Origin of the sequence: Mycobacterium sp. IS-1496 (assembly GCF_001499995.1) — a bacterium.
GTDB lineage: Bacteria > Actinomycetota > Actinomycetes > Mycobacteriales > Mycobacteriaceae > Mycobacterium.
The window spans coordinates 42,798-63,058 of record NZ_LQIU01000076.1; the positions used below are offsets into that span (position 1 = coordinate 42,798).

Sequence of the window (20,261 nt, forward strand, 5' to 3'; positions counted from 1 at the left end):
CCGGCTATCCGGCAAACGAACTCCCGTCACGGCCGAGGCGTTGCCGCAGATGCGCACACACGGCGGGATCCCTGGTGAACAAGATCGCCTGCTCGAGTGCCTGGTTTGCCTGCTCGTGTCGGCCCGCGGCGCGCAACAGGTGTGCGCGAGTCGTCCACGCGGGGGCGAACGCCGCCAGCGCGGCGTCGTCGATACCGTCGAGGACCCGCAGACCCGCCGCGGGGCCGTCGATCTCACCTTCCACGGCGGCGAGCGCCACGGCGGCCCCGAGCGACGGAGCGACCCGCGACAGCGCCCGGTAGAGCTTGCGCAGCGCGTGTCGATCGACCGGACGGTGACAGTGGGCGGACTGGATGGCCGCCTCGTACTGGAAGCGGCCCGGCCGGCCCGCGGCATGGGCCCGCCTCAGCAGTGCTTCGGCGTGCTCGATGAGCCCGTCGTCCCAGAGCGAGCGGTCCTGGTCGTCGAGCGGGACGAAGGTTCCGTCCGCCGCCCGCCGGGCCGGCCGGCGCGCCTCGATGAAGCACATGAGCGCGGCCAGGCCGAGCACCTCGGGCTCGGTGGGCAGCAGGTCGGTCAGCAGCGTCGCCAGGTGCATCGCCTCGGCCGACAGCGACGTGGGCCCCGGCACGACCGCGGTCTCCCAGTCGATGGCGTAGGCGCCGTAGACCGCCGAGAGCACCGCCGGCAGTCGCTCGGCGAGATCGGTCTGTTGGGGGATCACGAAAGGGATTGCGGCGTCGCGAATTCGCCGTTTGGCTCGCACCAGGCGCTGCGCCATCGTGGCGGGCCGGACCGCGAACGCGCGGGCGATCGCGGCCGCGTCGACTCCGAGTACCGCCTGCAGCATCAGCGGGGTGCGGGCATCGGGGGCGACGGCCGGATGGGCGCACACCAGCATCAGCTCCAGCCGCTTGTCCGCAAAGACCGGTAACTCGGCATCGTCGGATGGGGTGTCGGGAAGATCCTCGAGGCGGCCGGTCATGCGGTGGCCGGCGGACCTCCACCGGTCGCGCAGCCTGTTGCGGGCGACCGTGAGCACCCAGGCAGCCGGGTTGTCGGGCACGCCGTCGCGACGCCACCGCTCGAACGCGCGCTCGAGCGCGTCGGCAAGTGCGTCCTCGGCCGCGGCGATGTCACGGCTCGGTGCGGCCAGGATCGCCAGCAGTCGTCCGTAGGAGTCGCGGGTCAGAGCGGTCAGGGCTTCGGCCGCGGGGTCATTCAGGGCGCCACCACCCCCGTCCGCGGGTGTAGGTCACCGCGACCGGCCGGATCTCGATGGAGCCGAACGCCGCGGCCGGGTTGCGCTTCGCCCACGCGAGCGCCTCGTCGAGGTCGGCGACGTCGATGACGAAGATGCCGCCCAGCCGCTCCTTCGTGTCGGCGAACGGGCCGTCGTGCACGTCGACCGTTCCGGTCCGGGCAGTGACGGTCGTGCTCAGCGCCGCCGGTGCCAGCACCTGCGTGCCGACCAGCACCCCGGCGGCGTCGAGATCATCGGCGTACCGGGCGAACGCCGCCTGGGTCGGCGCCATGTCCTGTTCGGTCAGCCCGGCGTCGGGGCCCTCCTGGTAGTGCATGATCAGGCAGTACTGCATGGTGTCCTCCGCTGTCGTCGACCCGGTGTGTCACCGTCATGACGATCGTGGCGCAGCCGGATCGACAGTCGCCGGAGATTCGGCCACTGCCGGCTCCCGTGGAGTCCTGCGCCGCACCGCGTCCGCGGCGAGCAGCGCCAGCGCCACCCAGATCAGCGCGAAGCCGACCCACCGCCCGACCGGCATCGGTTCGTGCCCGATCACCACACCCCAGGCCATCTGCAGGCCGGGGTTGATGTAGAACAACAGGCCCAGCGTCACCAGCGGGAGCCGCTGCGCGGCCGCCCCGAACAGCAGCAGGGGGACGGCGGTGACCGGGCCCGCCAGCAGCAGCAGACCCGCGTGTCCCATCCCCTCGCTGAGGAAATGGCCTCGATCGGTGAACTCCAGGAACAGCACGTAGCCGCCGGCGAACGGCAGCGCGATCAGCGTCTCCACCGCGACGCTGACCCGTGGGTCGGCGGTGACCACCTTCTTGACCAGCCCGTAGAGCGCGAACGAGACCGCGAGCGCGAGCGCGATGTAGGGCGGTGCGCCGACCTCCACGGTGAGCAGGACGACCGCGACGACGGCGAGCACGAGGGCCACCTGTTGCCAGCGGTTGATCCGTTCCCGGAAGACCAGCACACCGAGCGCCACGCTGAGCAGCGGGTTGATGAAGTACCCGAGGGCGGCGTCCACCACGTGCGAGTGGGTCGCCGCGTAGATGTAGACCCCCCAGTTCGCCGACACCAGTGCCGACGCCGCGAGCAGTTGCAGCCATGTGCGCCAGGACAACCGGAGCAGATCACCGAGGCGGCGGGCCACGGCGAGGATCAGCAGCAGGAACGCCACACTCCACACGATGCGGTGTGCCAGGATCTCGAGCGACCCGGCGGGCAACAGCAGCAGGAAGAACCCCGGGCACAACCCCCACCAGACGTAGGCGCCGATGCCGAAGAGCAGGCCGCTGCGGCGCGTGTCGGTCACCGCGCGTGATGGCGCAGGACGTCGAGGGCGTGCTGCAGATCGGCCGGGTAGGGACTGGTGATCTCGACCCGGCGGCCGTCGGCCGGGTGCGCGAACGCCAGCGAACGGGCGTGCAGCCACTGGCGTTCGAGGCCGAGGCGGCGGGCCAGCGTCGGATCGGCGCCGTAGGTCAGATCGCCGCAGCACGGATGGTGCAGCGCGGCGAAGTGCACCCGGATCTGGTGCGTGCGGCCGGTCTCCAGTTCGATGTCGAGCAGGCTGGCCGCCTGGAACGCCTCGAGGGTGTCGTAGTGGGTGACGCTGTGCCTGCCGCCCTCTGTGACGGCGAACTTCCAGTCGTGGCCCCGGTGGCGTCCGATCGGCGCGTCGATGGTGCCGCTGCTGGGATCGGGATGGCCCTGTACAAGGGCGTGGTACCGCTTCTCGACGGTGCGCTGTTTGAACGCCCGCTTGAGCACGGTGTACGCGCGTTCGGACAGGGCCACGACCATGACCCCCGACGTGCCGACGTCGAGGCGGTGCACGATGCCCTGACGTTCGTGGATGCCCGACGTGCTGATCCGGAAGCCGGCCGCGGCCAGCCCACCGAGCACCGTGGGGCCGTGCCATCCGACCGTCGCGTGGGCGGCCACGCCCGGGGGTTTGTCGACGGCGACGATGTCGTCGTCGGAGTACAGCACCGCCATCCCCTCGATCTCGACCGGGGTGTTCTCCACCGGGGGCGGCGCCTCCGGCAGCCGAACCTCCAGCCATGCGCCCGCGGTGAGCCGATCCGACTTCCCCGCGGGCGCCCCGTCGAGGTCGACCCCGCCGTCCTCGGCGATCGCCGCTGCCGCGGTTCGCGACAGCCCGAGCAGCCGCGACAGCCCGGCGTCGACCCGCATCCCGCCCAGCCCCTCGGGCACGGGCATCGACCGTGTGGACACTATGACGGGTCAGCCTCGGCACGAGTGCCCGGCCGGCGCTGTCCGACGGGTTCGGACTCGTCTCCCGGCTGGCGCCTGCCCACGGTGTCGAAATCGAAGCCGAACAGCGACAGCACCACCAGCAGGATCGCCCCGCCGACGACGGACGGGTCGGCCACGTTGAACACCGGCCACCATCCGATGGACAGGAAGTCGACGACGTGGCCGCGCAGCGGTCCGGGCGACCGGAAGAAACGGTCGATCAGGTTGCCCATGGCGCCACCGAGGATCAGACCGAGTCCGAGCGCCCACCACGGCGACACCAGCCGCCGGCCCATCCAGATGATGCCGACCACCACACCGGTCGCGACCAGGGTGAGCACCCAGGTGTAACCGGTGGCCATCGAGAACGCCGCGCCGGAGTTGCGGACCAGTGTCCACGTCACGGTGTCACCGATGATCGACACCGGTTGACCCGGCGTCAGCAGCCGCACCGCCAGCACCTTCGTCACGATGTCGAGGACCAGCACCACCGCCGCGACCGACAACAGCAGGCCCAGGCGCCGTCGCGGCCGGGGTGCCGGGTCGTCGGCGACGTCCTGGGGCTCGACGGCGCCGGTCGTGGGCTTCGCCTTGTCCGATGCCTTGCCCGGAGTTTCGTCAGTCACCACACCATCATCCCAAACGACCGATACGCGACAATTCCGCACGTGAGCCTCGTCGTGATCACCACCGGCGGCACGATCGCCACCAGCACCGACGCCGACGGCGTACGCCGGCCCACCCGCCGCGGCGCCGAGTTGACCGCGGGACTCGGCGTCTCCGCCGATGAGGTGCGCGTCGTCGACGTGCCTAACAAGGACAGTTCCCAGCTCACCCCGGCCGACTGGGACCGCATCCGCGACGCGGTGGCGGCCCACGGTGCGGAAGGAGTCGTCGTCACCCATGGCACCGACACCATGGAGGAGACGGTACTGTGGCTCGAACTCACCTACGACGGCGCCGCCCCGGTGGTGCTGACCGGTGCGCAACGCGGGGCGGACGCGCCCGACGCCGACGGCCCGGCCAACCTGCGGGATGCGCTGACGGTCGCGGGGCACGGCGATGCCCGCGGTCTCGGAGTGCTGGTCGGCTTCGCCGGGACGGTCCGGCAGCCACTCGGCCTCCGCAAGGTGGCGACCGAGGACCTCGACGGATTCGACGGACCGGTGGTGGGCCGGGTCGCCGACGGCCGGTTCACCGTCACCGGACCCAAGCGGCGCCCCTATCTGGGCGCGCTGTCGGCGGCGCGCGCACCGCGCGTCGACATCGTCACCACCTACCCGGGCGGTGACGCCGCCGCACTGCACGCCTGTGCGGCCGCGGGCGCGCGGGCGGTCGTGCTCGAGGCACCGGGTGCTGGCAACGCCGCGCAACCGGTGATCGACGGGGTCCGCCGGCTGTGTGCGGACGGGGTGGTGGTGGCGGTGGCGACGCGGGTGCCCGGCGGGCGGGTCCGCCCGGCCTACGGCCCCGGGCGCGACCTCGCCGACGCCGGCGCGCTCGCCGTGCCGACGCTGCGACCCGCGCAGGCGCGGGTGCTGCTGATGGCCGCGCTCGCCGCGGAGGTCCCGGCCGCCGACGTGCTCGCCGAATGGGGCTGATTGTCAGGGGGTTTCGTGCTCCGCCAATTGCTGGACGTACTCCGGCCAGTCGAGACTGTCGACCGGATTGGCCCTGACCACGTCGGGCATGCTGTCGGGGAACGTCCGCGCCTGGCCCGGCCCGGTGCTGCGTGTCTCGAACCGGATGGTCATGACGCCGTGACCGGCCCCCTGGATCCACCCGTGTCCCAGCTCCGGGTGCGCGACGTCGTCGCCGACCCGCCACGCGGGTGGCCGCGCGGCCGCCTCGCTCACCGACGGGGGCACCGCCGGACGGGCGGCGGGTTCGTCCTCCACGAGTTCGAGGTCGGGGAACAGCGACTCCTGGCGCACCTCCGACAGACCCGAGAACCCCACTCCGACAAGCCGGATGGGCCCGATCTCGACGGGGTCGACGAGGAGTCGGCGGGCGGTCGCGCTCAGCGTCGCCGCGTCGGTGGTGGCCGACGGCAGGGTGGCCGACCTGGTCAGCGTGCTCATATCCGATTTCTTCAGTTTCACCGTGACCGTCCGGGCTCCGCGCCCGTCCTTCTCCAGCCGGCGGTGGGCGTGGTCGGCGATCGGTCCGATGGCCTCGCGGACCTGGTCGAGCGTGATCAGGTCCTGCGGAAAGGTGGATTCGGCGCTGATCTGTTTGGCCTCGGCCCGTTCGGCGACGGGCCGGTCGTCGATGCCGCGGGCGAGCCGGTGCAGCGCCGGACCGACCGTCGCGCCGAGGATGTCTGCGACCTCGGCCTCCGAGAGCGCCGCGAGCTGACCGATGGTCTCGATGCCGAGGCGGTGCAGCCTGTCCTCGGCCACGGGCCCGATCCCCCACAGCTTGCGCACCGCCAGCCCGTCGAGCAGACGACGTTCGTCGTCGCGGCGCACCACCCGGATACCGTCCGGTTTGGCCAGCCCCGAGGCGATCTTGGCGATCTGCTTACCCGATCCGGCGCCCACCGAGGCGACCAGCCCCGTCTCATCCAGCACCCGCGCCCGGAGTCGTTCGCAGAATCCTTCGACGTCGGCCGCCGACGCGCCCGCCAACTCCTGCGGTTCGCCGAACGCCTCGTCGAACGACAACTGCTCGAGCACCGGAACCAGGGTCCGCACGGTGTCGAACACGCGGCGGCTGGCCAGGCCGTAGACCACGCCTCGCGGCGGCAGCACCACGGCCGGCGCGCCGACCATCCGGCGGGCCTGGTGCATCGGCATCGCCGACCGCGCGCCGTGCACCCGGGCCTCGTAGCTCGCGCCGGCCACCACACCGCGCCCGCCCAGACCGCCGACCAGCACCGGCCGCCCCCGCAGGGTGGGCCGGGTCAACTGCTCCACCGACGCGAAGAACGCATCCATGTCCAGGTGCAGGACCCAGCGCACGTCCACACCTGCTGATGCTAGGGCGTTAGCCTGACGGTCATGGCGGCGCACGAGGTTCCGATCACGGACGACACGATCCGTCTCGGGCAGTTCCTCAAACTGGCCTCGCTGATCGACAGCGGCGCCGACGCCAAATCCGTGATCGCCGACGGGCAGGTGAGCGTCAACGGCGAGATCGAGGTGCGCCGTGGGCGTCAACTGCGTCCCGGTGACACCGTGACCCTCGGCGCCGACTCCGCACGGGTCACCCGTGGGTGAGTAGACGTTCGCCGTCGCGCGGCAGGATCCGGACCGCGTCGGCGGCCAGTGTCCGTTCACACTGATCGCAGGCCAACTCGGGGACGAACCGCTGCCCGCACGCGGTGTGGGTGAGCACCAGCGCGGGCCCCTCGGGTGTGCCGAACCACTCCTCGGCCCAATGGATCGACGATGCGACGACGGGGAAGAACGCCCGGCCCTTCGGGGTGAGGTGGTACTCGGACCAGTCCGACCGCTGCGGGAGCGCGGCCGCCTGCAGCACCCCGATACCGCAGAACACCCGCAGGTGCTCGGCCACCAGCGCGCCCGGCGCGCCGAGGCGGCTCTGGAAGTCGCTGAACCGCCGTGTCCCCAGGAACGCCGCACCGATGATCGCCGACGCCCAGCGGTTACCGAAGATCGCCATCGTCTCCGGGAAAAGCCCGGCCTGCGCCGTGGTGTCGCGGGCGCGGCGGCGCGTCGCGGCGCGGGGAACGGACCGCTGCCAGCCCCCGCTGGGGCCCCACAGGCCGTCGAGGTCGGATGCTTCGACGCCCAGGTGGCAGGTGGCGCACCGCAGCACCGGGGAGAACCCGCGCCCGCAGTCACGGTGGGCCATCGCGGGCAGTGACCGGACGTGGTCGTCGACCCAGGTGCGCTCCCAATGCCAGATCGACACCAGCAGCGGCCACAGCGCGAGACAGCGTTCGGTGGGCAGGTACCCGGCGCGCAGCGGCTGCTCCTGGTAGACCTGCCGGTCCAGCAGCCCGTCACGCACCAGTGACCGGAGCCGGTTGGTCAGCACCGCGGTGGAGATCGGCAGTGCGGTGTAGTCGGTGAATCGCCGTGCGCCGAGCAGTGATTCCCGGACGATGAGAAGGGTCCACTCGTCGCCGAGCAGGCCGAGCATCCGGCCTATCGCGTTGACGTCCCGGTTCTCGGTCACCGCGGGCTGTGCCAGCGCCGCAGCTCTCCGCCGGACACCCAGGTGGAATGCGTTCCGCTGCAGATTCGTTCGGGTAGACGCAGAGTGCAGACGGGGCCGTCGGTGAGCCGCGCGGCGTCGAAGACCAGGCAGTACGAGGCGTCGTCGTTCATGTCCGTGGTCAGGGTGACCAGGTAGCCGTCGTCCTCGGCCGTACCGTTCGCGCGCGGCGCCATCGCGGTCTCGCTTCCGAACACGCCGTCTCCGAACGTGATCCGTTCCTCGGTCCCGTTGCGCAGGTCGTGTTTGACCAGACCGTCGAACAGGAACCAGCCGGGTTTCCCGGTGGCGGCGTAGACGTAGCGGTAGGGCCGGGTCTGGAAGTCGCCGTTCATCATGCCGAACTCGGTGAGACGGTCGGAGAGCCGCTCCTCGGTGGCCGCACCCGTGGTCAGGTTGAACCGCCAACGATGCAGGTGCGATTCGAACCCGTCCAGGGCGAGATAGCGAAAGGCCGCTTCCTCCAACGATTTCGCACCCTTCGTCGACGGCGACGGGTTGTCCTGGAAGAACCCGTCGAGCACGATCTCGTCACCGTCCTCGAAGGCGTTGACGAAGTGCAGGGTGTACGTCGGGTCGGTCTCGAACCATCGCACCTGTGACTGGTCACCACGGCGGGGCAGCACGGCGAACCGGCTCGGCATGTCGCGGTGGAAGACCGGCGCGTGGATGTTCTTTGCGAGCAGCGACGGCTCCCAGAACAACGGGAAGTCGTTGAGGATCACGTAGTTCTCGGTGAACGCCATGTCGTGCGGCATCCGCGGCCCCGGCAACGGGACGTCGGTGTGATGCACCAGGTTCGCGTCCTTGTCGACCACCCCGTAGCGGAGGTGGGGCGCCTCCTTGCTGTAGCTGAAGAACAGCAGTTCGCCGGTGACCGCATCGACCTTGGGGTGCGCGGACACGCCCCATGCGGGGAAGTCGCCGTGCCAGGTCTCCTTGCCGACCGTGTCGGCGGTGTACGGGTCGACCTGGTAGAGGTCGCCGCACATGTAGAAGCTGGTGAGTGCGGTACCGCGGTGGACGACGACGTCGGTGCTCGACGCGTCCTTCATCCGCGTGCGCGCGCCCCAGCCATCGGTGCGTTTGGCCGCCGACGGCATCTCGATGAACCCGGCCCACAGCGGGCCGCCTGCCTCGTTCTCGGCGAGAAAGCCCTCGGTACGCACGAACCGGTTGCGGTAGGACGCTCTCCCGCCGCCGAACTCGACGATGTGGATCATGCCGTCGCCGTCGAAGGGATGGTAGGACGTCGCGGCCGGGTGCAGCGGGTTCTCGGTGTTGCGCAGGTACATGCCGTCGAGATCGTCTGGCACCTCCCCGGCGATGACGTCGAGGTCGTCGGCGCGCCATTCGGTGAGCTGCGGACGCCACGGCCCGGTGCGGTACGGGTGGTCGTCGTCCGCCGGAAGCGTCGAGGCGAAGGTCTCGAGGCGTTGCGCTCGCATGGGCAAAAACTACAGTTGACAGAGTTACTCTGTCAACTGAACTATAGGGCGCATGCAGGACATCTGGATCCTCGGCGCCTATCAGACCGACTTCGCCCGCAACTTCACCCGGGAAGGTCGCGACTTCGCCGATCTGACCGCAGAAGTCGTCGACCGGACCCTCGCCGCAGCCCGGTTGGACGCGGGCGCCGTCGAGGTCATCCACGTCGGCAACGCGTTCGGCGAGTTGTTCGCCGCCCAGGGGCATCTCGGTGCGATGCCCGCGACGGTCGACGCTGCGCTGTGGGGCGTGCCCGCGTCCCGTCACGAAGCCGCGTGCGCATCGGGCAGCATCGCCGCGCTCGCGGCGATCGCCGACCTGCGCTCACGCGCCTACGATGTGGCGCTGGTCGCCGGGCTGGAACTGGAGAAGACCGTGCCTGGCTCCGTCGGCGCGGCCCATCTGGCGGCGGCCGCCTGGACCGGGCACGAGGGAGCCGACGCGAACAATGTCTGGGCTCAGACGTTCTCACGGATCGCCGATGACTACGACCGCCGCTACGGCCTCGACGAGGTGCACCTGCGCGCGATCGCCGACCTCAACTACGACAACGCCCGCCGCAACGGCAACGCCCAGGCGCGCGGATGGACGGTGCCCCGCCTGGTCACCGACGGTGACGACGACGAACGCAACCCCATCGTCGAAGGCCGGCTCCGGCGCTACGACTGCAGCCAGCTCACCGACGGCGGCGCCGGTGTCGTGCTGGTGACCGACGATTTTCTTCGTGCGCATCCCGACGCCCGCCCGCTGGCCCGCATCGAGGGTTGGGGGCACCGCACCGTCGGGCTCGGGCTCGCCCAGAAACTCGAGCGCGACGCTGCCTCACCGTACGTGCTCCCCCACGTGCACCGCGCCGTCCACGACGCCTTCGGCCGGGCCGGGGTCGCCCTCGACGCCGTGGACGGTTTCGAGGTGCACGACTGCTTCACCCCCACCGAGTACCTGGCGATCGACCACATCGGCCTGACCGCGCCGGGACAGTCCTGGCAAGCCGTCGAGAACGGCGAGATCGCGATCGGCGGCCGGCTCCCGATCAACCCCGGCGGCGGGCTGATCGGCGGCGGACATCCGGTGGGCGCCACCGGAGTCCGCATGCTCGCCGATGCGGCCAAGCAGGTCAGCGGCATCGCCGGCGACCACCAGGTGGACGGCGCGGCGCGCTTCGGGACCCTCAACATCGGCGGCAGCACCGCGACCACCGTCAGCTTCGTCGTCGGGGCGCCGCCGCGCTGAGTCAGGCCTTGGCGATCGCGACCCGCACCCCGTCGCCGATCTCGGCGCCGTCGGCCGGCTCACCGAACTCGAACGCGGTCGCGAGGATCTCCCCGGCGATCAGGTCGCGGTGCGCGTGCGCCCACTCCTCGTGGGTCTGCGGCACCGACATCACCACGCTGATCCGGTCCGAGACGTCAAGGCCGCTGGACTTGCGCAGCTCCTGCAGTTCCCGGATCCGGTCCTTGGCCCAGCCTTCGGCCTCGAGTTCCGGCGTGACCGTGCCGTCGAGCACCACCAGACCCGCGCCGTCGGGCAGCGCCGCGGTGAACTCGGCATCGGCCGCCACCAGCCGGGAGGTGTACTCACCGGGCTGCAGCACCGCGGGTCCGGCGGTCAGCGTCCCGTCCGGGTTGACGACGCCGTCGCCCGCCTTGACCGCCTTGATCGCCGCCTGCACGTCCTTGCCCAACCGGGGACCGGCGACGCGGGCGTTCACCGTGAGCTCGAACCGGCCGTAGGTGTCGATGTCGCCGGTCAGCTCGACCGCCTTGACGTTGAGCTCATCGGCGATGAGATCGGCGAACGGTTCGAGCTGAGCGGGGTTCTCCACGGCGACAGTCAGTTTCGGCAGCGGCAACCGGACCCGCAGCTTCTTGGCCTTGCGCAGCGAGGAGGCGGTCGAGCACACCGAGCGGACCTGGTCCATCGCGGCCACGAGCGTCGGATCCTTCGGCAGCTCGTCGGCCGAGGGCCAGTCGGTCAGGTGCACGGAGCGCTCCCCGGTGACGCCACGCCAGATCACCTCGGTGATCAGCGGCAGCAGCGGCGCCGCCAGCCGTCCCGTCACCTCGAGCACGGTGTGCAACGTGTCGATCGCGTCGCGATCCTCTACCCAGAACCGCGAACGTGACCGGCGCACATACCAGTTCGTCAGCGCCTCGGTGAACTGCCGCAACTCGTCGCACGCGCCCGAGATGTCGCAGACGTCCAGCGACTCGGTCAGGTCGTCGCGCAGTTGCGCCAGCTTGGCGAGGATGTACCGGTCGAGCACGTGCGAGCTGTCGGTGCGCCAGGTGCCCTTCTGCGGCGCGTAGAGCGCCAGGAACGTGTAGGCGTTCCACAACGGCAGCAACACCTGCCGCACACCCTCGCGGATGCCCTGTTCGGTGACAACCAGGTTGCCGCCGCGCAGGATCGGCGAAGCCATCAGGAACCAGCGCATCGCGTCGGATCCGTCGCGGTCGAACACCTCGGTGACGTCGGGATAGTTGCGCAGCGACTTGCTCATCTTCTGCCCGTCGTTGCCGAGCACAATGCCGTGGGACACACACGTTTTGAAGGCGGGCCGGTCGAACAGCGCCGTGGCCAGCACGTGCAGGGTGTAGAACCAGCCCCGGGTCTGGCCGATGTACTCGACGATGAAGTCGCCCGGGAAGTGCGGCTCTTCACCCCCGGAACCGTCGAACCAGTCGGCGTTCTCGAACGGATAGTGCACCTGCGCGTACGGCATCGACCCGGAGTCGAACCACACGTCGAGCACATCCTCGATGCGGCGCATGGTCGCTTTACCCGTCGGGTCGTCGGGGTTGGGCCGGGTCAGTTCGTCGATGAACGGGCGGTGCAGGTTCGTCGGCCGTACCCCGAAATCGCGTTCGAGTTCGTCGAGGCTGCCGTACACGTCGATACGTGGGTACTGCGGGTCGTCGGACATCCACACCGGAATCGGCGTGCCCCAGTAGCGGTTTCGCGAGATCGACCAGTCCCGGGCGCCCTGCAGCCACTTGCCGAACTGGCCGTCCTTGACGTGTTCGGGATACCAGGTGATCTCCTGGTTGAGTTCGACCATGCGGTCCCGAAACTCGGTGACCTTGATGAACCAGGACGACACCGCCCGGTAGATCAGCGGATTGCGGCAGCGCCAGCAGTGCGGATACGAGTGTTCGTAGGTCTCGTGCCGGACCAGCACCGCACCGCCTGCGCCGGCCGATCCGGAACCGTTCTTCAGGTCACGGATGATCTGCGGGTTGGCGTCGAAGACGTGCTGGCCCTGGTAGTCCGGCACGCTCGCGTCGAACCTGCCCTTGGAGTCGACCGGGGTGACGGGCGTGATGCCGACGGTGTCGGTGGTCGCCTTGTCGTCCTCACCGTAGGCGGGCGCCATGTGGACGATTCCGGTGCCGTCCTCGGTGGTGACGAAGTCACCGCGCAGCACCTGCCAGGCGTTGTGCGCCTCGGGCTTGTCGGTGAAATACGGGAACGGCGGCAGGTAGCGGGTGCCGAGCAGGTCGGCGCCGGTGACCGTGGCCAGCACCTCCGGGTCCTCGCCGAGTTCGCGGGCGTAGGCGGCCAGCCGGGCCTCGGCCAGCACGTAACGACGGCCCTCCCCGGCCGCGACCTGCACGTAGGTCACGTCGGGGTGGACCGCGACCGCCTGGTTCGACGGCAGCGTCCACGGCGTCGTCGTCCACACCAGCAGATGCGATCCGGCCAGCGGGCCGTCGACCACCCGGAGGCCGACGGTGATCGCCGGATCCTGCCTGCTCTGGTAGACGTCGTCGTCCATCCGCAGTTCGTGGCTGGACAGCGGCGTCTCGTCGTTCCAGCAGTACGGCAGCACCCGCACCCCCTGGTAGGCCAGGCCCTTGTCCCACAGTTGCTTGAACGCCCAGATCACCGACTCCATGAAGCCGAGATCCAGCGTCTTGTAGTCGTTGTCGAAGTCGACCCACCGGGCCTGCCGGGTGACATAGCTGCGCCACTCGTCGGTGTACTTGAGCACCGAGGCACGGCAGGCGTCGTTGAACTTCTCGATGCCCATCGCGTCGATGTCGGCCTTGTCGGTGATGCCGAGCTGGCGCTGCACCTCGAGTTCGGCGGGCAGGCCGTGGGTGTCCCAGCCGAAGCGGCGCTCCACCTTGTAGCCGCGCATGGTCCGGTAGCGCGGAACGATGTCCTTGACGTAGCCGGTCAGCAGGTGCCCGTAGTGCGGGAGCCCGTTGGCGAAGGGCGGACCGTCGTAGAAGACGTACTCGGGGGCCCCGTCGCGGCCGGCGATGCTGGCACGGAAGGTGTCGTCGCTGTCCCAGTAACCCAGGACGTCGGCTTCCAGCTCGGGGAAGTTCGGCGCTCCGCTGGCCGGTTTGGGATAGGCGGTCACTCGCGTTGTCTCCTGTGCCTGAACGATCCGGCACGGGGACGACGTCACGCCGTTGCGTGAGCGCCGCGGTACCACCCCGCTTGCGCACTCCGGTGTGCGCCGCTTGATTGAGGCTGTGACGGGCCCACCCGTCCGGGTCTACTGGGCCACCCGCGAGGTGACCGTTCTTCCGGAGGCTCCCCGGTGATGGCCGGATCAGTGCCGCTGAACAGCGATTCTAGCGGCTACGCCGACGGCATCGCTTCCGAGGTCAACCCGATGAGCGCGAACGGGAACTGTTCGGCGAGCTCCTGCACGGTGGCGCGGTCGAACCGCTGGCTGTCGAACCACCAGTCCACCTGCATCACACCGCGGTCGCGGTAGGCGCGGACCTCCAGGGCGTGTCCGAGCAGCGGTGGCTCGTTACCGCGGGCCGGCGTGGTGCCGACGTAGTTGAAGAAGATCTCCGCGGCGGGTGCGGACTCGCCGAAGAAGCCGCCGAGACGGCCGGCGGGCACGTCGGTCAGCGCATGGTGCGCCATGAGCACCATCTCGGTCGCGTCGAGCTCCCCCTCACCGACGCAGTGCAGATCGACCAGCGCCGTTACCGAGCGGCCGTCCCGGACCACGTCGACGGCGACGAGGCCTTCGCCCATGGTGCGCGCGACGGTGCGGCCCAACGCCGCGAGCAGCAGTTCGTCGGCCGCCAGACCGAGCGCGAACGCCGCTCCGTCGAGTTCCAAAGTCAGTACCGTGTCGAGCGGCGCCGAGAGGCGGACCGGGTTGCCGGGACGCGCTCCCAGCGGTGCGTCGCGATCGGTGACGCGCAAGCACAGGGCGGATGCCGCGACGTCCGCCGCGAGGTCGTGCGGTTTAGCCAGGTGGGGAGCAACCATGATGATCACGCTACGCGGTGTGTCCCAGAATTGGGAGACCACTGCCAAAACTGTGACGGCCGTGTCAATAAAGGCAGAGGCATCCGATCGGTGGTTGCCACTGCCCAATGCGGGGAACAGCGTCTATCGTGGATGGATGCCACGCACTGACGAGAACGGCAGACAGCTCAAAGCGTTGCTCGACTATCTGCTCGACGGCGACGTGGAGGCCAAGGCGATCTACGACGCGCTGGGCATCTCCAGCAGCACGTATTACCGGCGCATCAAAGAGCACAACTACCCCGATGCCGAAGAGCTACGACGCGTCGCCGACCGGTTCGCGCTGAGTTACCCGGACCTCCAGATCCGGTTCGGCCTGATGAGCCGTCAGGAAGTGTGGCATTACGTCGAGTCGGCGCCCTTCACCGTGACGACCGTTGCCGAGGCCGCGCCCACGACACGGCGCAGGCCCAAACTGTCGGAATTGGCGCCGCGTCCTGACGCTCCGCCGCTGTAAGTCGTACAATTTGCTGAAAGCGATTCAGCACGAGAGCGACTCCCGATGACACTCGCGGTACTCATTGCCATCACGGTTGGCTGCATGGCGTGGAGTCTGTGGATCCGCCGGGTGACCTGGAGTTGCCGCTGGGAAGTTGCCGCGACCCTGAACATCGCGCTGCAGCTCGGCGCGGTCGTGCTGATGTCCCCGGTCGCTTCCGAAACCCTCGGCCACCTGCTCCACGACCTCACCGGCAAGTGGAACCTCGAGGACTACATCGCCCACGACCTCTACATCGTGGCGGCGTCCGCGGTCGTCTACAACACGCTGGGCCGCCTGCAGGACGACCACGCCATGCAGACGTCGTTCAAGCGGTACGTCGAACTCCCGGCCACCCTGTGCATCCCCCTGCTGCTGGCCGCGTTCTCCGCAGGCAACGGCGCGAACGTCTACCGCGCGGACTTCTTCAAGACACCTACCGACTTCTGGCTCAGCGCCTACTGGCTGATGCTCTGCGGCATGTTGATCTACCTGCTGGGCTACGGCGCCCGGGCGTTGATGGTGCTGCGCAGGGACCCGAGGTCGCGACGCATCGCGAACATCTACCTGGTCGCGTCGGCGTTCGGCATCATCGCCTGCGCGATCCGCATCGCCACCGCCTACGTGCCCTGGCTGCAGGCCGTCGAGGGCGGGACCCTGGTCTGGGTGTTCGCCTGTTCCTGCGGGGCCGGCTTTGCTCTCGCCTCCGCACACTCATGGCGGATCAAGACGAAGTGGTTCACCGGCGCACGTCGCTGAACGGCGCCGAGACAGCAACCGGATTCCGGCGTTTCGGAAGGTAGGAAGGCCGGGCCCGGTCGACACATCCACTACGCTCACACCGCATTTCGACGTCGCCGACGAATGCGCGATTTGGGCATCGGTTGCCTTATGCTCGACAACATTGTTCGCTAGGCAAGGACGAAGGGCCCGCTATGACTGCGTCAACACTTCCCACCGTGCTGCGGGAACGCGCAAGTCTGCAGCCCAACGACACGGCGTTCACGTTCATCGACTACGAGAAGGCCGTCGAAGGCGTCCACGAGACGCTCACGTGGGCGCAACTCTACCGCCGCACGGTGAACCTGGCGCACGAGCTGAGCGAGCGCGCGCAGCCCGGCGACCGGGTGGTGATCGTCGCGCCGCAGGGCCTCGACTACCTGGTGGCCTTCCTGGGCTCCCTGCAGGCCGGGCTCATCGCGGTGCCGCTCTCCACGCCCATGCCCGGGGTGCACGACGAACGCATCAGCGCGGTGCTGCGGGACGCCGCCCCCACCGTCGTCCTGACCACGTCGTCCATCGGCGCGATGGTCACCGAGTACGTGACACCGGAGGACGGCGAGACCGCAGCGGCGCTGATCGAGGTCGACCTGCTGGACCTGGAGAGTCGGCGGAAGTCGGCGGCGCGCCGGGTGGACCGGCCGGAGACCGCCTACCTGCAGTACACCTCGGGGTCCACCCGCACGCCTGCGGGCGTCATGGTGTCCTACCGGAACCTGTCGGCCAACTTCGAGCAGATCATGGCCTCGTTCCTGGCCCACTACGGCGGGATCGCCCCGCCGGGAACCACAGCGGTGACATGGCTGCCCTTCTATCACGACATGGGCCTGCTGCTCGGGGTGTTCGCCCCGATCCTGGCCGGCTGGCCGACGGTGTTCACCACCCCGCTCTCGTTCCTGGCCCGGCCGGCGCGGTGGATGCAGATGGTGGCGAGCAGCCCGCTCGCCATCACCGCGGGGCCGAACTTCGCCTTCGAACTCGCGGTGGGCAAGACCTCCGACGAGGACATGGCCGGGTACGACCTCGGCAACACCTGCATCGTCATCAGCGGCAGCGAGCGCGTGCACGACGCCACCCTGAAGCGTTTCGCGCAGCGCTTCCGCAAGTTCAACCTGCCCGAAGAGGTGTTGCGCCCGGCATACGGGCTGGCCGAGGCCACGCTCTACGTCGCGACGAACTCCCCCGGCAAACCGCCGACCATCGTGCACTTCGAACCGGAGAAATTGTCGGCCGGCCACGCCAAACGTACCGAGACCGGCACCCCGCTGGTCAGCTACGGCAGCCCCGATTCGCCCACGGTCCGGATCGTCGACCCGCAGACCCGCCGCGAGTTGTCCGCGGGTGCGATCGGCGAGATCTGGGTGCGCGGTGAGAACGTCTGCCTGGGCTACTGGAACAAGCCCGAGCAGACCGAGGAGGTGTTCAACGCCTTCCTCGACGCCCCGTCGCCCGGCACCGACGACGGACCGTGGCTGCGCACCGGTGACCTCGGCTTCATCTCCGACGACGAGTTGTTCATCATGGGCCGCCTGAAGGATCTGCTGATCGTGCGCGGCCGCAACCACTACCCCGACGACATCGAGGGCACGATCCAGGAGATCTCCGGCGGCCGGGTCGCGGCGATCTCCGTCGAACAGGACCGGACCGAGCAGCTGGTCGCCATCGTGGAGGCCAAGAAGCGCGGGGACACCGAGGAGGACGTGGCCGCGTATTTCGCGGACCTGAAGAACCGGGTGACCAGCGCGATCTCCACCGCGCACGGCATCAGCGCCGCCGATCTGGTGCTCGTGCCTCGCGGCTCGATCCCGATCACCACGAGCGGTAAGGTCCGTCGCGCCTCCTGCGCCGAGCTCTACCGCGAGGGTGCGTTCACCCGGCTCGACGCCTGACAGCACGCGGGTCACGCTGACCGTGAGCGACTCTTCGTGGAACCGGTGGCCGGCTCTGTGCGCACCGCAGAAGTATGAATGGACTCCTACGATGACACCACATCCCACTGATGGTTCGGTTCGCTTCCTGTATGGAGAGCGCCCGTGATCGAGCTGATCAACGTCTCAAAGACGTTCGGCGGGGGTGTTCCGGCGCTGCGTGACGTGAGCTTCTCCGTTCCGACGGGGTCCGTTTGTGCGTTGCTGGGTCACAACGGTGCCGGTAAGACGACGACGGTCAGGATCCTGTCGACATTGCTACGGCCGAGTTCGGGGCAGGCGATCGTCGCCGGTTGCGACGTTTCGCGTGCGCCGGCGGAGGTGCGTCGCCGCATCGGCGTCACCGGGCAGGACGCCGCCCTGGATTCACGGCTCACCGGCTGGGAGAACCTCGTGCTGTTCGGGCGCCTGCGGGGGCTGCGCCGCGCAGCCGCCCGGGCCCGCGCCGACGAGCTCATCGACCAATTCGACATGGCCGATGCGGCTGACCGGCGGGTCAACACGTACTCCGGAGGCATGCGTCGGCGCATCGACATCGCGGTCTCGCTCGTGGTCCCCCCGAAGGTGCTCTTCCTCGACGAGCCGACCACCGGTCTCGATCCCCGCAGCCGACGCGACGTCTGGAATCTGGTGTCCGCCATGGCCGCTCAGGACATCACCGTGCTGCTGACGACGCAGTACCTCGAAGAAGCCGACATCCTCAGCGATTCGATCGTGATCCTCAACGCGGGAGAGATCGTCGCCAGCGGCACCGCGGATGAACTCAAGCAGCAGACCGGTGTCAGCTACTGCCAGATGACCGCGAGGAGTCCGGAGGAGGTGCCGCGCATCGCCGCAGCGCTGGCCGACTTCGCCGAGGTCGAGGTCGACACCGACACCAGCAGTGTCTCCGTACCCGCGGCGCAGGGCTTCGCGACCCTTTCAGAAGTGTTCAGACGGCTCAGTGACTTGGACATCGAGCTGCTCGACATCTCGCTGCGCCGGCCCTCGCTCGACGAGGTGTTTCTCCACCTGACCACCCCGGTGACCTCGAAGTGACCGCGATCGCGCTCCTGACGCGCCGCACGCTGGTGCGCGGTCGCGTGGATCTGGTGTTCGCCGTGCTCATGCCGACGTTCGTGTTGGCCGGCCTGGTACTCCTGCTGCAGGATGTGATCGCCACCGGCCAGATGAGTTACACGCAGTACGTGTTGCCTGCGGTGGTCGTTCAGGCGATGCTGTTCGGCGCGCTGACCACCACCGATCGGGCGGCGTGGGACACGATCAGCGGTCTGAGCACCCGGATGCGCACACTGCCGATCTCCCCGTACGCGATGTTGACGGCAAGGATGGTCTATTGCCTGATCCGGGGCGTCCTGGCGGTGATCGCGTCGGTGATGGCCGCCTACAGCTTCGGGTTCCGGTTCACCACCGGGTTCGGGTACGGCGCGGCGTTCGTCCTGATGGCACTGACGCTGACCTTGGCATTGTCGCTTGGTGCGGATGTCACCGGGACCAAGGCCGGCCGGACCGAGGTGGCCAGCCAACTGCTCCTCGTCCCCCAACTGCTCCTCGTGCTGTTGTCGACAGGGCTGGCACCCCTCGACGCGTTCCCGTCGTGGCTCCAAGGCTTCGTGCACTATCAGCCGGTGTCCCAGATCACCGAGGCGATGCGCGGGTTCACCAGCGGTCACGTCGACGCCGGCAATCTCGGCGTGAGCCTGGCCTGGTGCGTCGGTCTGCTGGTGGTCTTCGGTACAATCGCCGTCCGGTTGCAGGGACGCACGCCGTGACCTCGACGTCGGAACACCGGCATTCACTCCTCACCGAGAGTTGGGTCTTCGCGGGCCGGCTCTTCATCCAGTGGCGTCGCTACCCGATGGTGCCGCTGCAGGCACTGCTGTTCCCCACCTTGTTGCTGATCATCTACGGCGCGCTGGTGGGCAAGTCGATGGTTCGCCTCACCGGTAGCAGCGGTTTGAACGAGTTGATCCCCGTCTGCATGCTCGCCGGTGCCATGGCGGGCGCCGTCGGCGCCGGCCTCATGGTGCCCTGGGACCGCGACAGCGGTCTGCTCACCCGCATGTGGGTCATGCCGGTGCACCGGACGGCGCCGTTGACCGGTGCGCTGCTTGCCGAAGCGCTGCGCACCTTCATGGCATCGACGGTCGTCCTCGCCGCCGGATACGTCATGGGATTCCGGTTCGCGGGCGGTTGGGCCGGGATCGTCGTCTACCTCACGATCCCCGTCATCGTGGTCGTCGTGTTCGCGATGGTGGTGATCACCCTCGCGCTGCGGCCGCAGGGCCGGATCATCTTGACGTGGGCCCAGACGGTGTGTGTCGGTTTGGCCTTCGGAACGCTCGCGCCCCTTGAAAGAATTCCGGCGTTCGTGCGACCGCTCGCGGAGTTCCAGCCGCTCGCTGCGCCCGCGGCGACCATGCGCGCGTTGGCATCCGGAGGCGACGTGATGCGGCCCATGCTGATCACCGCGATATGGGTCATCGTCATCACGGCCGTGTTCGTACCGCTCACCGTCCGGGGATATCGGGCTGCGGTCGAGGGCGGGAAGGTCGACAGCTGAGAACTACCGAACCGGGCACGGCACTGCAGTGCCGGCGCC

19 protein-coding genes are annotated in these 20,261 nt (G+C 69.2%); 9 read left to right on the plus strand and 10 right to left on the minus strand.

All coding sequences use genetic code 11. From position 1 onward, the window contains the following. Window positions 1-4: 4 nt before the first annotated feature. From AU195_RS24495 to lspA, 5 genes are read right to left on the minus strand one after another with little or no spacing between them, the layout of a single operon-like run. Entirely contained in the window at window positions 5-1,168 is a 1,164-nt protein-coding gene (locus AU195_RS24495) for an RNA polymerase sigma factor (RefSeq protein WP_059161613.1), read from the minus strand. A gap of 49 nt (window positions 1,169-1,217) precedes the next feature. Further along, window positions 1,218-1,598 carry a YciI family protein gene (locus AU195_RS24500; protein WP_059161614.1) on the minus strand — a complete coding sequence of 127 codons (381 nt, stop codon included), beginning with the start codon at window positions 1,596-1,598 and terminating at the stop codon, window positions 1,218-1,220. A gap of 36 nt (window positions 1,599-1,634) precedes the next feature. Further along, complete coding sequence (rarD, locus tag AU195_RS24505) at window positions 1,635-2,567, minus strand: EamA family transporter RarD (RefSeq protein ID WP_059161615.1); 933 nt, start codon at window positions 2,565-2,567, stop codon at window positions 1,635-1,637. Beyond that, complete coding sequence (locus tag AU195_RS24510) at window positions 2,564-3,493, minus strand: RluA family pseudouridine synthase (protein ID WP_059161616.1); 930 nt, start codon at window positions 3,491-3,493, stop codon at window positions 2,564-2,566. Before AU195_RS24510 ends, rarD begins: the two co-directional genes overlap by 4 nt. Further along, a complete protein-coding gene (lspA, locus tag AU195_RS24515) occupies window positions 3,493-4,140 on the minus strand; it encodes a signal peptidase II (RefSeq protein WP_059161689.1) in 648 nt (215 codons plus the stop codon). Before lspA ends, AU195_RS24510 begins: the two co-directional genes overlap by 1 nt. A 42-nt stretch (window positions 4,141-4,182) precedes the next feature. Here lspA and AU195_RS24520 point away from each other — a divergent pair, with 42 nt between their 5' ends. Beyond that, a complete protein-coding gene (locus tag AU195_RS24520) occupies window positions 4,183-5,115 on the plus strand; it encodes an asparaginase (RefSeq protein ID WP_059161617.1) in 933 nt (310 codons plus the stop codon). A gap of 3 nt (window positions 5,116-5,118) precedes the next feature. Here AU195_RS24520 and AU195_RS24525 read toward each other — a convergent pair whose 3' ends face one another. After that, on the minus strand, window positions 5,119-6,483 hold the full coding sequence (locus AU195_RS24525) for a DNA polymerase IV (RefSeq protein ID WP_172800714.1): 1,365 nt from the start codon (window positions 6,481-6,483) through the stop codon (window positions 5,119-5,121). A gap of 33 nt (window positions 6,484-6,516) precedes the next feature. Here AU195_RS24525 and AU195_RS24530 point away from each other — a divergent pair, with 33 nt between their 5' ends. Further along, a complete protein-coding gene (locus AU195_RS24530) occupies window positions 6,517-6,735 on the plus strand; it encodes an RNA-binding S4 domain-containing protein (RefSeq protein WP_059161618.1) in 219 nt (72 codons plus the stop codon). On the opposite strand, the gene AU195_RS24535 is transcribed toward AU195_RS24530, so the two are convergent. Both AU195_RS24535 and AU195_RS24540 read right to left on the minus strand, forming a co-directional pair. Then, window positions 6,722-7,624 (minus strand): winged helix-turn-helix transcriptional regulator, encoded by a 903-nt coding sequence (locus AU195_RS24535; RefSeq protein WP_059161691.1) that lies wholly within the window; start codon window positions 7,622-7,624, stop codon window positions 6,722-6,724. The genes AU195_RS24530 and AU195_RS24535 overlap by 14 nt on opposite strands. Before the next feature lie 32 nt (window positions 7,625-7,656). Further along, entirely contained in the window at window positions 7,657-9,147 is a 1,491-nt protein-coding gene (locus tag AU195_RS24540; protein ID WP_059161619.1) for a carotenoid oxygenase family protein, read from the minus strand. A gap of 52 nt (window positions 9,148-9,199) precedes the next feature. On the opposite strand from AU195_RS24540, the gene AU195_RS24545 reads away from it, so the two are divergent. Then, on the plus strand, window positions 9,200-10,420 hold the full coding sequence (locus tag AU195_RS24545) for an acetyl-CoA acetyltransferase (RefSeq protein ID WP_059161620.1): 1,221 nt from the start codon (window positions 9,200-9,202) through the stop codon (window positions 10,418-10,420). A 1-nt stretch (window position 10,421) separates the two neighbouring features. Here AU195_RS24545 and ileS read toward each other — a convergent pair whose 3' ends face one another. After that, on the minus strand, window positions 10,422-13,559 hold the full coding sequence (gene ileS, locus AU195_RS24550; protein ID WP_059161621.1) for an isoleucine--tRNA ligase: 3,138 nt from the start codon (window positions 13,557-13,559) through the stop codon (window positions 10,422-10,424). A 224-nt stretch (window positions 13,560-13,783) separates the two neighbouring features. Beyond that, a complete protein-coding gene (locus AU195_RS24555) occupies window positions 13,784-14,434 on the minus strand; it encodes a hypothetical protein (RefSeq protein WP_059161692.1) in 651 nt (216 codons plus the stop codon). A 136-nt stretch (window positions 14,435-14,570) separates the two neighbouring features. Between AU195_RS24555 and AU195_RS24560 the strand changes: the two genes are divergently transcribed. The 6 genes from AU195_RS24560 to AU195_RS24585 all read left to right on the plus strand — a co-directional run bounded on the left by AU195_RS24560 (window position 14,571) and on the right by AU195_RS24585 (window position 20,222). Continuing rightward, entirely contained in the window at window positions 14,571-14,930 is a 360-nt protein-coding gene (locus tag AU195_RS24560) for a hypothetical protein (protein WP_059161622.1), read from the plus strand. A 45-nt stretch (window positions 14,931-14,975) separates the two neighbouring features. Further along, window positions 14,976-15,710, plus strand: a complete 735-nt coding sequence (locus tag AU195_RS24565) for a hypothetical protein (protein WP_059161623.1) — start codon at window positions 14,976-14,978, stop codon at window positions 15,708-15,710. Window positions 15,711-15,886: 176 nt separating this feature from the next. Then, window positions 15,887-17,620: an AMP-binding protein gene (locus AU195_RS24570; RefSeq protein ID WP_059161624.1), complete on the plus strand. Its 1,734-nt coding sequence runs from the start codon at window positions 15,887-15,889 to the stop codon at window positions 17,618-17,620. A 144-nt stretch (window positions 17,621-17,764) separates the two neighbouring features. Next, on the plus strand, window positions 17,765-18,697 hold the full coding sequence (locus tag AU195_RS24575; RefSeq protein ID WP_059161625.1) for a daunorubicin/doxorubicin resistance ABC transporter ATP-binding protein DrrA: 933 nt from the start codon (window positions 17,765-17,767) through the stop codon (window positions 18,695-18,697). After that, entirely contained in the window at window positions 18,694-19,431 is a 738-nt protein-coding gene (locus tag AU195_RS24580) for an ABC transporter permease (protein WP_059161626.1), read from the plus strand. Before AU195_RS24575 ends, AU195_RS24580 begins: the two co-directional genes overlap by 4 nt. Continuing rightward, a complete protein-coding gene (locus AU195_RS24585) occupies window positions 19,428-20,222 on the plus strand; it encodes an ABC-2 transporter permease (protein WP_059161627.1) in 795 nt (264 codons plus the stop codon). Before AU195_RS24580 ends, AU195_RS24585 begins: the two co-directional genes overlap by 4 nt. Window positions 20,223-20,261: the final 39 nt, after the last annotated feature.

Excerpts from the sequence above, each read along its gene's own strand:
- AU195_RS24500 (WP_059161614.1), bottom strand. The coding sequence starts at position 1,598 with ATGCAGTACTGCCTGATCATGCACTACCAGGAGGGCCCCGACGCCGGG.
- AU195_RS24530 (WP_059161618.1), top strand. The coding sequence starts at position 6,517 with ATGGCGGCGCACGAGGTTCCGATCACGGACGACACGATCCGTCTCGGG.
- AU195_RS24535 (WP_059161691.1), bottom strand. The coding sequence starts at position 7,624 with ATGCTCGGCCTGCTCGGCGACGAGTGGACCCTTCTCATCGTCCGGGAA.
- AU195_RS24540 (WP_059161619.1), bottom strand. The coding sequence starts at position 9,147 with ATGCGAGCGCAACGCCTCGAGACCTTCGCCTCGACGCTTCCGGCGGAC.
- AU195_RS24545 (WP_059161620.1), top strand. The coding sequence starts at position 9,200 with ATGCAGGACATCTGGATCCTCGGCGCCTATCAGACCGACTTCGCCCGC.
- AU195_RS24555 (WP_059161692.1), bottom strand. The coding sequence starts at position 14,434 with ATGGTTGCTCCCCACCTGGCTAAACCGCACGACCTCGCGGCGGACGTC.
- AU195_RS24560 (WP_059161622.1), top strand. The coding sequence starts at position 14,571 with ATGCCACGCACTGACGAGAACGGCAGACAGCTCAAAGCGTTGCTCGAC.
- AU195_RS24565 (WP_059161623.1), top strand. The coding sequence starts at position 14,976 with ATGACACTCGCGGTACTCATTGCCATCACGGTTGGCTGCATGGCGTGG.
- AU195_RS24570 (WP_059161624.1), top strand. The coding sequence starts at position 15,887 with ATGACTGCGTCAACACTTCCCACCGTGCTGCGGGAACGCGCAAGTCTG.